Consider the following 15,556-nt stretch of genomic DNA (forward strand, 5'->3'; position numbering starts at 1 on the left):
GCATCACGCGTTGCGTCAGCGTTTCGCGGGCGGCGCGTCGTCGTCGGGTTCGGGCGCGTCGGGCTCGAGTTGGAAGTGGCCGTCGCGCAGTTCCATGCGGGTGCGCTGCACTACCGGGCGCGGCGCGGGGCAGTCGCCTTCGTTGAAGCGCAGCACGATCTCCACGCGCGGGCCGCGGCCGGGGCTCAGCACGCTGACGCCCGAGGTCTGCGGCGCCGCGCCCGCGCCGCAGGCCTGCGGACCGGGCTTGTCGTCGAAGCCGAGTTCGGCGCCAAGCTGCAGTTCGCCGTCGCGCTCCAGCACCAGGCGCTCGCTGCGGCTCTCGCGGCCGCGGTCCTGGTCGTGGCGCCGGCTGCGCAGGATCCAGCGCTGTTCGTCGAGCTGCAGCAGTTGCAGGTCCTCGTCGCCCGAGCCCGGCGCGCCGGCCATCAGGAGTGGGCCCTTGGCGCGCAGGCGCCAGCGGCCCTGCGCGTCGGCGGCCAGCACCGCCGCGCCGAGCGCCGGCACGCAGGCCGGGCAGCGGAACTGCTCGCGCGGTCCGGGCGTCAGCTGGTAGACCAGCATCAGCTTGTCGACGTCCTGCTCGACGTAGCGCGCGCGGAAGACCTCGCGCACTTCGGCGCGCAGGGTCGGCGAGCGGCCGCCGAAGAAGGCGGCGACGCGCGCATCGCGCCAGCTGCTGCCGCCGTAGACCATCTTCATCGCGAGCTCGGGCTTGGGCGGTTGCTCGATGGCCACGGGGAGCTGCGCGAGCGCGTTCGCGGCGGCGAGCAGCAGCGGCGCGGCGGCGCCCAGCGCGAAGGCTCGGGACGAGACAGGAAAGAAGGCGGGGCGTTGGAACACGTCGGCGGCGAATCGGAGGTACCAGGGGGCGATCATCGCCGAGTGCTGGAATGAGGGCGGGGCAGGGCCGAGGCAAGGGCCTGGGTGAGGGCCGGCAGCAGGGGCGGGAAGGCGGCGGTACAGTCGCCGCCCATGAGCCGTTCCGACACCTCGCCGCCGGTGATCCGCAGCCTGCTGGAGACCGACCTCTACAAGTTCACGATGTGGCAGGCGATGCTGCACCGGCATCCGCAGGCGCAGGCCGAGTACCGCTTCGCCTGCCGCAACACGCCGCAGTACCCGCTCGCGACGCTGGTGGCCGACCTCGAGCGCGAACTGGACCACCTGTGCGCGCTGACCTTCCGGCCGGACGAGCTCGACTACCTGCGCGGCCTGCGCTTCATGAAGCCGGACTTCATCGACCTGCTGCGCATCTTCCGTTTCCAGCGCGACTTCATTTCGGTGCGCGCGGACGGCGAGCGGCTCGAGATCATCGTGCGCGGCCCGCAGGTGCATGTGATGGGCTTCGAGATCTTCGTGCTGGCGATGGTCAACGAGCTGTACTTCCGGCGCTTCGATGCCGCGCCGGCGATCGAGGAAGGCCGGCGCCGGCTCAAGCGCAAGGTCGAGACGGTGCGCGCCTTCGTCCGCGACGAGGCGCCGCGCCGCCACCCGTTCCAGTTCTTCGACTTCGGCCTGCGCCGGCGTTTCTCCGGCGCCTGGCACGAGGAGGTGCTGCGCACGCTGCGCGACGAGCTGCCGGAGACCTTCCGCGGCACGTCCAACGTGCTGCTGGCCAAGGAACTGGGGCTGGTGCCGATCGGCACGATGGCGCACGAGTACCTGCAGGCCTACCAGGCCACCGGCGTGCGGCTGCGCGACCACCAGAAGGCGGCGCTCGAGGACTGGGTGCAGGAGTACCGCGGCGACCTGGGCATCGCGCTCACCGACGTGATCGGCATGGACGCGTTCCTGGCCGATTTCGACCTCTACTTCGCCAAGCTCTTCGACGGGCTGCGTCACGATTCGGGCGATCCGGTCGAATGGGGCGAGAAGGCGCTGGCGCACTACGAGCAGCTGCGCATCGACGCCAACACCAAGCGGCTGGTGTTCTCTGACGCGCTGGACATGCCCAAGGCGCTGGCGCTGTACCGCCATTTCGCGGACCGCGTCCAACTGGGCTTCGGCATCGGGACCCAGCTCAGCAACGACATGGGGCTGCCGACGCTGAACATCGTCATCAAGCTGACCCACGTCAATGGACAGCCGGTGGCCAAGCTCTCCGACAGCCCCGGCAAGACCATGTGCGAGGACCAGACCTTCCTGGCCTACCTGCGGCAGGTGTTCAAGGTGCCGAGTCCGCGATAGGCGCTCGCGTCCTGCGACGGCGGTGGCCGTGCTCAGTCCCGGTGCGCCGTGATGCGATGGATCACCGGGCCCGCCAACAGCGGCGTGGGCTTGCCCTCGACCCAGTCCTGGTGCCCCGCGCCGTAGAACGGCGACATCGGATGGCCGCTCTGCCCGCCCGCCATCGACAACCAGCCTTGTTCCTCGCGGCCCGGCGAGACGACCAGCCGCTCCGACTGCCCGAAGGCCGGCCCGGCCACATGCGGCAGGTTGCTGTCGCCCGACTGCGGCACCGACGGCATGTCCAGCCAGCGCGACAGCGCCGGGATCGCCTTGGCCAGCGGATGCTGGATGCGACTGGCGTTCTGCGCGCCCCAGGTGGCGCCGCCGAGGTTGCCGTCCGGCGCGACCTCGCGGGCCGCGGCGTCCAGCTGCGCCAGCAGCAACGCATCCCAGCTCGCGTAGGCCGCCGGCAGCAGGTGCACGGGACGCTCGTCGAGCGCGCGCGCCGCGCTGTACTCGAACTGGTTGCGCCAGCGGATGCGGCGCTTCGGGTCGAGCTGCCGATCGCCCAGCGCGGGCAGCGTCCAGTCGTCCCACAAGGTATCGAGCACCCGCAGCCGTGCCTGGCGCACCAGGCGGTAGGCAGCCGAGTCCGCGTCGGCGCGCCCGTTCCAGTTCTCGAGCAGCTGCACGAACGCGCGGTGCGTCGGATGGGTCGCGGCATCGCTGCGCGCCACCGCCAGCAGCCGAGCCGCCCAGGTCTTCATGAAGCGCGCCTCGTCGTCGTGATGGATCGCGCCGATCGAGGCTTCGTCGTGCTTGTCGCGCGCGGAGAGCCGGTCGCGGATCTGCTGCGCGCGGGCGCCGAGATCGAAGCCGCCGTCGCCGAGCAACTCGCCGGGCGCGCCATCCAGCTGGCGGTTGTTGGCGGTCCACAGCTGGCCTTGCGCCGGCGAGAGCACCTGTGGCGCCCGGTCCGGATCGAGCCACTCGCGGCGCATCGCACCCGGCGCGACGAAGCGCCCGAAGGCGTCCGGCAGCCCTGGCTGCGCCCACAACCGACCGGCGATGGTCCAGCCGATCTGGCCGTCGCGGTCGGCGGCGATCAGGTTCTGGTGCGGCATGCCGGCGCGCTGCGCCAGCGCCAGCGCGTCGCTGACATGGCGCATCCGCAGCATCCGGTCCAGCTCGAGGTTGTAGGCCGCGCCCTGATGCGCGACCCAGTGCAGCGCGAAGCGGCGGTCGCCGTCGGTGGTCACGATCGGCGCGCCGTCGATCTCGCTGACCGTCATCGTCACCGCGGGACCGCCGTGGACTTCCAGGGTCTCGGTGTGCGTCGAGGTCTTGGCGTCGGCCGGCACCTCGACCCAGTCGAACCACTGGCCGTAGGCATTCGTGAAGCCCCAGGCCACCGCGCCGTTGCTGCCGACGACCATCGCCGGCAGGCCCGGCAGCGTCACGCCGGCGGCGCGCAGGCCGTTCGCGCCGCTGCCGATCTGGAACTGCGCGCGGTACCAGATGGCCGGCACGCCCAGGCCCAGGTGCATGTCGTCGGCCAGGATCGCGCCGCCGTGCGTCGAGCGCGAACCGGCGACCGCCCAGTTGTTGCTGCCCAGCACCGGCGGCTCCGCGCGGGCGCTCGCCGGCGAGGCCGCGGGACCGGGGACGGATGCGCTGGCCGGCGCCTCGGGCGCTGGAGCGCGACGCAGGTCCAACTGCTCGGGCGTCGGCATCGGCGGCGGCGCCAGCTGGCTGCCGTCGAGCGCCGCGTCCCAGCGGCCGCCCCGCGGGCTGAGCCAGTCGAAGACCGCGTCGCCGGCGCGCTCGCGCAGCACCGCGCGCTCGAAGCCGGCCTCGAAGCTGGTCCCCTGCAGCATGAAGTACATCTCCGCGATCACCAGCAGCGAGTCCACCGGCGTCCAGTCCTGCGGCCGCGCGCGCAGCAGCAGGTAGGGCCAGGGCCGCATCGGCAGCGCATGCAGCCCGGCGTTGACGCCCTCGGTGTAGGCCAGCAGCAGCAGCCGGTCCTCGCCGGAGAGCTGCTCGAAGCGGTCGGTCAGCCGCGCCCGCAGCCGATGCACGCGCCGCGTGCGATCGCGCTCCAGCGCCTTGTCCCCGAACAGCGCGGACAGCTCGCCGGCGGCCGAGCGGCGCGTCAGATCCATCTCGAAGAAGCGTTCCTGCGCATGGGCGAAGCCCAGCCCGCGCGCCACGTCCAGCCGCGTGCGGCCCTCGACGACGAGCGTGCCGAGCGCGTCGCGGCCCAGGCTCACCGGCGCGCTCAGGCCGGGGATCGCGGCGTCGCCGTCGAGCTGCGGCAGGCTGGCGCGCACGCTGGTCCAGACGCCGAGCGCCAGCGCGATCAGCAGCAGCGGCAGCCCGATCAGGGCCCGCACCAGCCAGCGTCGGGGCGCGCCGGGTCGGCGGTGGCTGTCCTTGGCGCTCTTGTCATTCATCGATGGGCTCTCCGCTTGCGGGCCGGGATTGTGCGTGCGCCTGGCAACAGGATCGCTACAGCGTTTCCCTAGAATCCCGCGCCATGTTCCGAGACGACCGCGACCCTACCAAATCCGCCGGCCTGCCGCCCGAGCCGTCCCGTCGCCGCTGGCTGCTCGCCGCCGGTGCCGCCGGCCTGGGCGCGCTGGGCGGCTGCACGACGCTGTCGCCCACCAGCGCGCCGACGCCGGTGGTGACCACGCCCGACCCCGAGCTGCCCACGCCCGTCACGCCCAAGCCGGTGCCCAAGCCCCCGCGCCTGGGCCTGGCGCTGGGTGGCGGCGCCGCGCGCGGTTTCGCCCACATCGGCGTGATCCAGGTGCTGGAGGAAAACGGCATCAAGGTCGACCTGGTCTGCGGCACCTCGGCCGGCAGCCTGGTGGGGGCGCTCTACGCGGCCGGGTGCAGCGGCAAGGAGCTGCAGACCGTCGCCGAGGCGATGGACGAGGGCGCGATCACCGACTGGACCTTCCCGATGCGCGGCCTGATCCGCGGCGAGGCGCTGGCGCGCTACGTCCGGCAGATGACCGGCAACCGCGGGCTGGAACAGCTGCCGCTGCCGCTGGGCATCGTCGCGACCGACCTGGGCGACGGCTCGCCCATCCTGTTCCGCCAGGGCGACGTGGGCACCGCGGTGCGGGCGTCCAGCGCGGTGCCGGCGGTGTTCCAGCCGGTGAAGATCGGCAACCGCGAGTACGTCGACGGCGGCCTGGTGGCGCCGGTGCCGGTGCGCTTCGCCCGGCAGATGGGCGCGGAGCTGGTCATCGCCGTCGACATCGGCGAGCCGCCCGATCCCAAGATCCCCGGCGACGCGATGCGCATGCTGCTGCAGACCTTCTCGATCATGGGCAAGTCGATCAACCAGTACGAGCTGCAGGGCGCCGACGTGGTGCTGCGGCCCAAGCTGGACGGCTTCAGCGGCTCGGACTTCAGCACCCGGCGCCGCGCGATCACGCTCGGCCGCGAGGTGGCGACGGCGATGCTGCCGGAGATCCGCCGCAAGATCGCCGCGAAGACGCGCTGATCCGCGGGAGCGGGGCGTCTAGAGGCGCTCGCCGCGCGCGCTGGCCTCGATCAGCTTGTTCAGCCGGGCCAGCTGGGTCTCGGGCTTCTTCGCGCTGAGGATGTGCCAGATGCTGGTGCGGCGGTAGCCGTCCGGCTGCTGCTGGAAGAAGGCCCAGGCGGCCGGATGCCGCATGAAGACGACCTCGTGGGCCGGCGTCAGTTCCACCAGTTCCTTGGGCTGCTCGAACGCATAGACCCGCGAGCGCTCCTCCTGGCGGCGCTCGAAGGCGGCCAGCCCGGCCGGCTTCATGCGACCTTCCTGGATCAGCGCCTCGGCGCGGGCGATATTGACCGCGCTCCAGATCGACACCGCCTTGCGCGGCGTGAAGCGGATCTTGTAGCGCTTGTCGTCGATGCGGGTGCGCACGCCGTCGATCCAGCCGTGGCAGAGCGCCTCGTCGACCGACTCCGGCCAGGCGAGGCTGGGTTCGCCGGTGGCGCGCTTGTGGAAGCCGACCACGACCTCGGTGGCCGTGGCGGCGTGCTGGTCGAGCCAGTCGCGGAACTCGGCGGCGCTGGCGAAGAAGATCGGGGTGCGGGTGGCCATGGGCCGCGAGTATGCCCCGGTACCGGGCTCGGCCTGGCAGCAGCGCCGGTGCCCGTGGCGCGCGTTTTGCCCTTGGACAGGAAGCGCCGGTCGCCGTGGGCGCGGCCGCCGCCGCCGGACGCGTCGGTCGCCGTCGGCCCGCGAGGAGGGGTTGGGGTCAGCTTTTTGCGTACGTGTACGCAATGACGAAGGTCCCGTCCCTGAGCGGGTTCACGAGGATTGGATGCGGTCTCCAGCGTGAGATAACGTACGCCCACAATAACCTTTGGATGCAGGAACGCCGTGGCACACATCGATCAGCACACCGACCGCGAGCGGCCCCGGCTGCGCCGCGGCCCCGCCGAGATGGCCGCGCTCAAGCGCGAGATGCTGGAGCGCGCTCGCAAGATCTACCGGGACGAAGGCGTGGAGGCGCTGAGCATGCGGCGCCTGGCGCAGGAGCTGGGGATCTCGACGATGGCGATCTACAGCTACTTCGAGAGCAAGAAGGCGCTGCTGGACGGGCTGTGGATCGAGGTCTTCGAGGCGCTGACCGACGAGCTGCTGGACGCCTCCAAGGACCAGCGCGCCCCGCGCAAGGTGCTGGAGGCGCACACCCGCTGCCTGCTGGACTTCTGGGAGCGACATCCGGAGCAGTTCCGGATGATCTACATGTCGCTGACCCAGACGGGCTCGCTGGAGGAGATCGGCCAGTCGCAGCAACCGGTCTACAACCGGCTGCTGGGCCTGATGCGGGAGCGGGTGGCGGCCTGCGCGCCGGAGGGCTTCGAGCCCGATGAAACCGCGATCCGGCTGATCTGCGACCAGATGTCGGTGCGCACCATGGGCTACCTGATGATGGTGATCGGCCTGCCGCGCTACCCGCTGTACGACCGCGAGGCGCTGCGCGAATTCACCGTGCAGGGCGTGCTGCGCGACGTGGCGGACCAGTTCGCTCGCTTCGCTTCCGGGGCGAACGCGACGACGCCGATGGTGTCGTCAGGCGATTGATCCGCGCCCAAAAAAAAGCCCAGCATGAAGCTGGGCTTGAAGGGCACTTGGGAAGCCAAGCTTCCTTGGGTACCGAGGAGACAACCGTTGCGGCAACTCTCGGAACGCTCAGGCCGTGGCGCGCTTGGCGGTACGGGTGGCGTTCTGGGTGGCCTTCACCGCCGTGCTGGTCACGGCGTTGAAATTCGATTCAGCGATCTCGGAGGCCTGCTTGGCAGCCTTGTGCAGGCTTTCGTAAGCGTTGTTGGCCGCGGCGACCGCCGACTTCACCAAAGCAACAGCATTTTCCGTGCCAGCCGGGGCGTTCTTGGTCGCGTTGTCGACGACGGCGCCAAACTTGACCTGGGCGTCGGCGACTTGCGACTCGGCCAGCTTGACGAATTCCGACGAGGTCGACGAGGCGATGTCGTACAGGTGACGGCTGTAGGCGACGGCCTTCTCGGCGGTCGGTTGCAGCAGCGAGGCCTGCAGGGCCCACAGTTCCTGCGGATCCTTGACCGTGATGGCCTGCTGGGCGGTTTCGGCGGCTTCGCCGAGCGCGGTCTTGGCGACCTGCAGGTTCAGCTCGACCAGCTTCTCGTAGCCTTCGAAGGCCTTGGCCGTCAGGCCGAACAGGGAAGCTTGCAGGTTCTTTTGTTGGTCGAGCACTTGGTCAGCGGTCAGCATGCGAGATCTCCTTTGAGAGTGATGTCAGCCAGGGGAAATGCGGCAGGCTGAGCGCCGTTGCTGACCTTTGTTGCGGTGCAGCATGAACTCAGTATAGGACCCTCGACGACGATTGCAAGCATTTTTTGTGCATCGCAGCAAAATCCGGGAAACCGGCCCCGGCGGCGCGGCACAGCGGGCTCTGCTAGCGTCCCGGACCATGCTTGCCTTCCATTACGACCATTTGACGCTGGCCCTGCCGCCCGGGCATCGCTTCCCGCAGTCCAAGTACCAGATGCTGCGCGAGCGGGTGGAGCGCGAGCCCGGCGTGATGCGGCCGCGGGTGGCCGAGGCGGCCGGGATCGAGGCGCTGGCGCTGGTGCACACGCCGGACTACATCGACGCCGTGATGCACGGCACCCTGAGCGCGGCGGCGCAGCGCGAGATCGGCTTCCCCTGGGGGCCGGCGCTGCCGCGGCGCTCGCTGTGCTCGGTCGGGGCGACGATCGCGGCGGCCCGGGCCGCCCTGGAAGAGGGCGTGGCCGCCAGCCTGGCGGGCGGGACGCACCATGCGTATGCGGACAAGGGCAGCGGCTTCTGCGTCTTCAACGACGTGGCGGTGGCCGCGCGCCTGATGCAGGCGGAGTGGCACCGCCGCCATCCGGGGCGCCCCGGCCTGCGGGTGCTGGTGGTGGACCTGGACGTCCACCAGGGCAACGGCACGGCCAGCATCTTTCAGGACGACGACAGCGTGTTCACCTTCTCCGTCCACGGGGAGAAGAACTTCCCCTTCCGCAAGGAGGCGAGCGACCTGGATGTCGGCCTGCCCGACGCCTGCGGGGACGCGGTCTACCTGGACGCGCTGCAGACCGCGCTGGCCGAGGTCTGGCGGCGCCTGGCCGACCGCCCGCCGGGGCTGGCCTTCTACCTGGCCGGCGCCGATCCGCACGAGGGCGACCGGCTCGGCCGCCTCAAGCTCAGCGCCGACGGGTTGCTGCGCCGCGACCGGATGGTGCTGGACGCGCTGGTCGAGCGCCGCATCCCGGTGGCGCTGAGCATGGCCGGCGGCTACGGCGAGGACCTGGCCGTGACCGTCGAGGTGCAGATGCGCACGCTGGGCGCGGCGGCGCAGGCCTGGGCGCGCTGGCGCGACAGTAGCCCGCGCGACACCTGACCCCGCGCGGCGGTGGAAGAATCGCCGCCATGTCCTCCATGTCCGCCAACCACCCCGGCGCCTCCACGCCCGAGCCACGCCCGGCCCCCGAGCCGCGCCAGGCCTTCGCCCGCTTCCAGCCGGTACCCACGCGCTGGATGGACAACGACGTCTACGGCCATCTGAACAACGTCGTCTACTACAGCCTGTTCGATACGGCGGTGAACCGCTACCTGATCGAGCAGGGCGCGCTGGACCTGCACCATGGCACCGTCATCGGCCTGGTCATCGAGACGCACTGCAACTTCTTCGCCTCGCTGGCCTTCCCGCAACTCGTGGAAGCCGGCCTGCGGGTGACGAAGCGCGGTCGTTCCAGCGTCCGCTACGAGATCGGCCTGTTTGCCGAGGGCGAGCCGCTGTGCGCCGCGCGCGGGCACTTCGTCCACGTCTATGTCGACCGGGAGACGCGCCGCCCGGTGGACGCGCTGCCCGACACCTACCAGCAAGCGCTGCGAGCGCTGGAGATGCCATGACCCTGCCCGACCCGCTGCCCAATCCGTTCACGCCACCCACGCCCGAGCAATCCGCGGCGGTGGACGCCGCCATCGTGACCCGCCACTCGATGCGCGCCTTCCTGCCCACGCCGGTGCCGCGCGCGCTGATCGAGGAACTGCTGGCCGTGGCGGCGCGGGCGCCCTCGGGCACCAACACCCAGCCCTGGCAGGTCCATGTGCTGACCGGTGGCGCGAAGGACCGGCTGGTGGCGCGCATCCAGTCGGTCTACGACGACCCGGAGGAACTGGCCACCCACAGCGAGGAGTACGCCTACTACCCGCGCGAGTGGGTCTCGCCCTACATTGATCGCCGCCGCAAGGTCGGCTGGGACCTGTACGGACTGCTGGGCATCACCAAGGGCGACAAGCTGCGCATGCATGAGCAACACGGCCGCAACTACCGCTTCTTCGACGCGCCGGTGGGCCTGATGTTCACCATCGACCGGGTGATGCAGCAGGGCAGCTGGCTGGACTACGGGATGTTCCTGCAGAACATCATGGTGGCGGCGCGCGGCCGCGGCCTGCACACCTGCCCGCAGGCGGCCTTCACCCAGTTCCATCGCGTGATCGCCGAGGAGCTGGGCCTGGCGCCCCACCAGCAGGTGGTCTGCGGGATGTCGCTGGGCTACGCGGACCCGGCGGCGATCGAGAACACACTGGTCACCGAGCGCGATCCGGTGGCCGCTTTCACCCGCTTCCTCGAGTGAGGGACACGCGGACGCCGAGGTGGGCGATCCGCGTGCAGCCTCCCGGGACCCTCGGCCTACAGTTGGCGCTTTCCTGCACGGAGATGCGCCCATGAGCAAGCCCAGCGTCCTGGTGGCCCGCAAGACCTTCGACGACATCGTCGACCGGCTGCGCCCTCACTTCGAGGTCGAGGCCAACGACAGCGACACGGGCTGGTCCCAGGACGAACTGATCCGCCGCCTGCAGGGCAAGGCCGGCGCGTACATCGCCGGCGGCGACCGGATCGACGCGAAGCTGCTCGACGCCTGCCCCCAACTGAAGGCCGTCTGCACGATGGCCGTGGGCTACAACAACATCGACGTGGCCGCCTGCACCGCGCGCGGCGTGGTCGTGACCAACGCGCCGGACGTGCTGACCGAAACCACCGCGGACTTCGGCTTCGCGCTGATGATGGCGACGGCGCGACGCATCACCGAGAGCGAACACTTCCTGCGTCGCGGCGAGTGGAAACAATGGTCGGTGACCATGTTCGCCGGCGCCGACGTGCATGGCGCGACGCTGGGCGTGCTCGGCATGGGACGCATCGGCGCGGCGATCGCGCGGCGCGGGCACCTGGGCTTCGGCATGCCGGTGCTGTATCACAACCGCTCGCGCCTGCCGGCCGACCAGGAAGCACCGCTCGGTGCGCAGTGGGTCGAAAAGGACGAGCTGCTGCGACGCGCCGACCACCTGATCATCGTCGTGCCCTACAGCGCGTCGTCGCACCACCTGATCGGCGAGCGCGAGCTCCGCTTGATGAAGAAGACGGCGACGCTCACCAACATCGCGCGCGGTGGGGTCGTGGATGACGCGGCACTGGCGGCGGAGCTCAAGGCCGGCACCATCGCCGCAGCTGGCCTGGACGTGTTCGAAGGGGAGCCGACCGTGCATCCCGACCTGCTCGCCTGCGAGAACGTGGTGCTCACCCCCCACATCGCCAGCGCCACCATCGCGACGCGGCGGGCGATGAGCAACCTCGCCGTCGACAACCTGATCGCAGCGCTCACGGGTGGGGTGCCGCCGACGGCGTTGAATCCGGAAGTGCTGCGGGGGTGAGGGCGCCTACCTGCGATGGACGGCGCGCTGGCCGCCATGGCATGGGGCCGCAGGCGGCAAGCGCCTGAACCCCAAGCCATGCCGTCCCCCACCATCGGCGTCCTGCCACGGCTTGGGTGTGGCGGACTGCGTCGGCCGCAGGTGTGGCTTGCGGGAGGGGCGGCTGGCGCTGAGAGAATCGCTCGATGACTTTCGTTGACCTGCTGCATCTCGCCCTCTCCGGGGTGATCGTGATCCTCCTCATCGCCGTCTGGCTGACGCTGCGACGACAGTCCGGCGCGGATCCGGCGGCGACCATGGGCCCGCTGCTGCAGCAGTCCGGGGAACGCCTGGAGCGCCTGGAGCGGGCGCTGCGCGATGAGCTGGGTCGCGTGAACACCGGCCTGCGCGAGGAAGTCGGCCGCGGGAACGCCGGCCTGCGTCAGGAGACGCTGACGACGCTGACCCAGTTCCAGCAGGCGCTGTTGACGCAGGGCGGCGATACGGCGCGCTCGCAGAACGAGCAGATCGACGCCTTCCGCGTGCAGCTGGCGCAGCTGCAGCAGTCGCTGGCGCAGCAGGCCGCGACCGCGCGCGAGGCGCAGGACGCCGCCGCCGCGCGCACGACCACGGTGCTGACCGAGCAGCTGCAGGCGCTGGCCCAGCGCAACGAGGCCGGCCTGGCGGAAACCCGTCGCACGGTGGAGGCCCGGCTGCAGTCGATCCAGCAGGACAACGAGAAGAAGCTCGAGCAGATGCGGGCGACCGTCGACGAGAAGCTGCACGCGACGCTGGAGCAGCGCCTGGGCGAGAGCTTCAAGCAGGTCGCCGAGCGGCTGGAGCAGGTCTACCGGGGCCTGGGCGAGATGCAGACGCTGGCGCGCGATGTGGGTTCGCTGAACCGGGTGCTGACCAACGTCAAGACGCGCGGGATCTTCGGCGAGGTGCAGCTCGCGGCGCTGCTGGAACAGGTGTTCACGCCGGAGCAGTACGCGGCCAACGTCGAGACGGTGCCGGGCAGCGGCGGGCGCGTCGAATTCGCGCTGAAGCTCCCCGGGCAGCGCGACGACGGCAAGCCGATCTGGCTGCCGATCGACGCCAAGTTCCCGCGCGAGGATTACGAGCGCCTGCTGGAGGCGCAGGAGCGCGCCGACGCGCCGGCGGCGGAACTGGCCGGCCGGGCGATCGAGACGCGGCTGCGGCTGGAAGCCAAGACCATCCGCGAGAAGTACCTCGGTCCGCCGCACACGACCGACTTCGCCCTGCTGTTCCTGCCCACCGAGGGCCTGTATGCCGAGGCGCTGCGTCGCCCCGGCCTGAGCGAGGCGCTGCAGCGCGAGCACAAGGTGATGCTGGTCGGCCCGACGACGCTGCTGGCGACGCTGTCCAGCCTGCAGATGGGCTTCCGCACGCTGGCGCTGGAGAAGCGCTCGGCCGAGGTGTGGGAGGTGCTGTCGGCGGTGAAGACGGAGTTCGGCAAGTTCGGCGACGTGCTGGCCAAGACGAAGAAGAAGCTCGAGGAAGCGAGCAACACGATCGATGCCGCCGAGGTCCGTACCCGCGCGATGACGCGCCGGCTCAAGACGGTCGAGGCGCTGCCCGAGGACCAGATGTCCCGCGTGCTGCAGCTCGGCGCCACGGACGCGCCCGACGAGGAAGGCGCCGCCGGATGAGCGACCGGCCCGGCTCGACGCCCCCGCGTGCGCCCGGGCCCGCGCCTGTCGGCACGAACGCCGACGCGATCGGTATCCCGCAGCCGCCGGTGGCGGGATACACCGGCCTGAGCGTCGGCTTCGCGGCGGTGATCGCCTCGCTGGTGGCGGTGCATGCGTGCATGGCCACGACGCGGGTCGCGGCGACGCTGTGGGTGCTGCACCAGGGCTACGGCGGTGGTTTCGTCGGCGTGCTGCTGAGCCTGTTCGCGGTCGCACCGCTGGGGCTGTCGATGTGGGCCGGCCGGCTGGCCGACCGCCACGGCTTCCATCGGCCGGTCGGCATCGGCGTGGCGATGGCCTTCGCCGGCGCGGTGCTGGCGCTGGCCGCGCAGCTGCTGGGCTGGTTGTGGCTGCTGGCGCTGGGCTGCCTGCTCTGTGGCGGCGCGGTCGCCGTCTCCGCGGTCGCGATCCAGCGCGAGGCTGGCCTGATGGCCCGCGATGCCTCGCAGCTCAAGCGCGTGTTCAGTTGGGTGGCGCTGGGGCCGGCGCTGTCCAACGCGCTGGCGCCGGTGATCACCGGCATCGTCATCGACCTGGCGGGCTTCAGCGCCGCGCTGGTGCTGTCGACCCTGCTGCCGCTGGCGGCCTGGGCGGTGGCGCTGCGCGTGCCGCGGCAGGCCCCGGCGCCGCTGGCGACCGGCGCCAAGCCGCGACCCGCCTGGGACCTGCTGAAGGACCCCGGCCTGCGCAACCTGCTGATCGTGAACGTCGCGATGTCCTCGTGCTGGGATGCCCACAGCTTCGTCGTCCCGGTCGTCGGCCACGCGAAGGGCTTGTCGGCCTCGAGCATCGGCCTGGTGCTGGGCAGCTTCGCCGCCGCGGCGACGCTGGTCCGTCTGGCCATCGTGCGCTGGGCCCATCACATCGACGAGGTCAAGGCGCTGCGCGCGGCGATGGCCATCGCCACCGTGACGCTGATCGTCTATGCCTGGCTGCCCGGCACGCTGGGGCTGATGGCGGGCTCGGCGGTGCTGGGGCTGGCGCTTGGCGCGGTGCAGCCGATGGTGCTGGCCACGATGCACCAGGTCACGCCGCCGGACCGACACGGCCAGGCGCTGGGGCTGCGAATGCTGGCGTCCAACGGCGCGACGGTGGCGATGCCGCTGGGCTTCGGCGCGCTGGCCGCGATCAGCGTCGCGGCGGCGCCGCTGTGGCTGATGGCCTCGGTGCTGGTGGGTGCGCAGTTCGCCGCCAGAGAGATGGGCCGCTCGACGCGCTGACGCAAGAGCGGTGTTGGCTGATTCCCTCTCCCGCTGACGGGAGAGCGAGGGTGCGCGCAAAAGCGGCGTTGACTGAACGCCTCTCCCGCTGGCGGTAGAGGGCTGGCGTGCGCAAGAGCAGCGTTGGCCGAAGGATTCCCTCTCCCGCTTGCGGGAGAGGGTAGGGTGAGGGCCAGCGGCCGACGCAGTGCGCCCGCTTCGTTTGCCGTCCCGCTCGCAAGCGGGACAGGCACCCTCACTCGCCCGGCGCCATCGCAACCTGCCGGCGCGCCTCCTTGTGCTTCATCGCCACATACTCCTCGAGCGACTGCTCATGCAGCTGGCGCGCATAGCGCTCAGTCGCCGCGAACCAATCGCGCAGGCGCCGGTCCAGCCGCTGGTCGGCGGGCGTGGACAGGGTGTCCAGATAGGACTCGATCGCGAGGAAATAGCGCATCGTGTTGCGTTCCGCGATGCCCTGGATCCCGCCGACGTAGCGCGGCTGACCATCTTCCTCGCGGCCGACCACGGTGAAGCCGACCTTGTCGCGGCCCGAGGTCGCCAGATAGGCGTTCGTCGCCACCCGCGCGGCGAAGTTGTTCATGTAGGCATACCGCAGCCGCACGAAGCTGCGCCTGGCGTCCAGCGGCACCGCTTCCAGCGTGAGCCGATAGTGGCTGGTCCCCATCGGTCCCTTGTTCGCGCTCATCTCGACGAGCAGGTACTGCGGCTGCGCCGCCAGCACCTGGAAGCGGAAGTCGAGCGCATAGGCATCCTCGATCGGCTGGTCGAACTTGCGACCGATCGCCATGTGCAGCGTCGCGCCGGGTGCGGCGTCGTCCTCGACCGCGCAGCGCTTGACGTTGGCCGGCAGCGTGAGCACATCGCACCACGCCCCGGCGTCGCGCAGCGCGCCGGCCAGCGTCGCGAAGTTGTGCTGGACGACGGCATGCATCTCGCCGGTCGGCCGTTCGGTGTCGTTCACCGAGCTCAGGACGATCGGCCGCTGGAAGGGACTGCGCGCCAACTGCGGCGCGAGCTGCTCGTACTGGGCACGCAGGCCCGCGCCTTGCTGCGCCGAGACCTCCGTCGCGAGCAGCAGCAGCCCCAGCAGCAGCGCCGCATGGGACAGCCAGAACATCACGCCGTGATGGCCGGGGCCGTGGCGACCGTGCCTCGGACGCCCGGCATGGAAGAGGGACGGGAGGGAACGCATGGCGAACTCCATCGCTCGACCGAAGGGTCGTTGATCCACCTTA

General features: G+C 70.9%; 14 protein-coding genes. 9 read left to right on the plus strand and 5 right to left on the minus strand.

What is annotated here, in order from left to right:
- Window positions 1-15: 15 nt before the first annotated feature.
- The gene (locus tag BM393_RS03775; RefSeq protein WP_091722190.1) at window positions 16-879 is read right to left on the minus strand and encodes a hypothetical protein; all 864 of its coding nucleotides are present in this window, start codon (window positions 877-879) and stop codon (window positions 16-18) included.
- Between the two features lie 96 nt (window positions 880-975).
- On the opposite strand from BM393_RS03775, the gene pncB reads away from it, so the two are divergent.
- Entirely contained in the window at window positions 976-2,190 is a 1,215-nt protein-coding gene (pncB, locus tag BM393_RS03780) for a nicotinate phosphoribosyltransferase (RefSeq protein WP_091722194.1), read from the plus strand.
- A gap of 32 nt (window positions 2,191-2,222) precedes the next feature.
- On the opposite strand, the gene BM393_RS03785 is transcribed toward pncB, so the two are convergent.
- Window positions 2,223-4,628, minus strand: a complete 2,406-nt coding sequence (locus BM393_RS03785) for a penicillin acylase family protein (protein ID WP_091722198.1) — start codon at window positions 4,626-4,628, stop codon at window positions 2,223-2,225.
- An 83-nt stretch (window positions 4,629-4,711) separates the two neighbouring features.
- Here BM393_RS03785 and BM393_RS03790 point away from each other — a divergent pair, with 83 nt between their 5' ends.
- Window positions 4,712-5,692, plus strand: a complete 981-nt coding sequence (locus BM393_RS03790) for a patatin-like phospholipase family protein (RefSeq protein WP_091722204.1) — start codon at window positions 4,712-4,714, stop codon at window positions 5,690-5,692.
- Between the two features lie 18 nt (window positions 5,693-5,710).
- On the opposite strand, the gene BM393_RS03795 is transcribed toward BM393_RS03790, so the two are convergent.
- The gene (locus BM393_RS03795; RefSeq protein ID WP_091722209.1) at window positions 5,711-6,280 is read right to left on the minus strand and encodes a YdeI family protein; all 570 of its coding nucleotides are present in this window, start codon (window positions 6,278-6,280) and stop codon (window positions 5,711-5,713) included.
- 282 nt (window positions 6,281-6,562) lie between these two features.
- Between BM393_RS03795 and BM393_RS03800 the strand changes: the two genes are divergently transcribed.
- Window positions 6,563-7,270: a TetR/AcrR family transcriptional regulator gene (locus BM393_RS03800; protein WP_091722213.1), complete on the plus strand. Its 708-nt coding sequence runs from the start codon at window positions 6,563-6,565 to the stop codon at window positions 7,268-7,270.
- Window positions 7,271-7,378: 108 nt separating this feature from the next.
- Here the strand turns inward: BM393_RS03800 and phaP are convergent, their stop codons facing one another.
- A complete protein-coding gene (phaP, locus tag BM393_RS03805) occupies window positions 7,379-7,936 on the minus strand; it encodes a TIGR01841 family phasin (protein WP_091722216.1) in 558 nt (185 codons plus the stop codon).
- Between the two features lie 199 nt (window positions 7,937-8,135).
- On the opposite strand from phaP, the gene BM393_RS03810 reads away from it, so the two are divergent.
- From BM393_RS03810 to BM393_RS03835, 6 genes are all read left to right on the plus strand, one after another.
- Window positions 8,136-9,089 (plus strand): histone deacetylase, encoded by a 954-nt coding sequence (locus BM393_RS03810; protein WP_091722220.1) that lies wholly within the window; start codon window positions 8,136-8,138, stop codon window positions 9,087-9,089.
- 29 nt (window positions 9,090-9,118) lie between these two features.
- Window positions 9,119-9,601, plus strand: coding sequence for a thioesterase family protein (locus BM393_RS03815; protein WP_091722225.1), 483 nt, complete (start codon window positions 9,119-9,121; stop codon window positions 9,599-9,601).
- On the plus strand, window positions 9,598-10,329 hold the full coding sequence (locus BM393_RS03820) for a nitroreductase (RefSeq protein ID WP_091722229.1): 732 nt from the start codon (window positions 9,598-9,600) through the stop codon (window positions 10,327-10,329). Before BM393_RS03815 ends, BM393_RS03820 begins: the two co-directional genes overlap by 4 nt.
- 91 nt (window positions 10,330-10,420) lie before the next feature.
- Window positions 10,421-11,404: a D-glycerate dehydrogenase gene (locus BM393_RS03825; protein WP_091722233.1), complete on the plus strand. Its 984-nt coding sequence runs from the start codon at window positions 10,421-10,423 to the stop codon at window positions 11,402-11,404.
- 185 nt (window positions 11,405-11,589) lie between these two features.
- A complete protein-coding gene (locus BM393_RS03830) occupies window positions 11,590-13,056 on the plus strand; it encodes a DNA recombination protein RmuC (RefSeq protein WP_091722238.1) in 1,467 nt (488 codons plus the stop codon).
- Complete coding sequence (locus BM393_RS03835; RefSeq protein ID WP_091722241.1) at window positions 13,053-14,318, plus strand: MFS transporter; 1,266 nt, start codon at window positions 13,053-13,055, stop codon at window positions 14,316-14,318. Before BM393_RS03830 ends, BM393_RS03835 begins: the two co-directional genes overlap by 4 nt.
- A gap of 235 nt (window positions 14,319-14,553) precedes the next feature.
- Here BM393_RS03835 and BM393_RS03840 read toward each other — a convergent pair whose 3' ends face one another.
- On the minus strand, window positions 14,554-15,513 hold the full coding sequence (locus BM393_RS03840; protein WP_141225215.1) for a hypothetical protein: 960 nt from the start codon (window positions 15,511-15,513) through the stop codon (window positions 14,554-14,556).
- Between the last annotated feature and the right edge of the window lie 43 nt (window positions 15,514-15,556).

Source organism: Mitsuaria sp. PDC51 (genome assembly GCF_900113225.1).
GTDB lineage: Bacteria > Pseudomonadota > Gammaproteobacteria > Burkholderiales > Burkholderiaceae_C > Roseateles.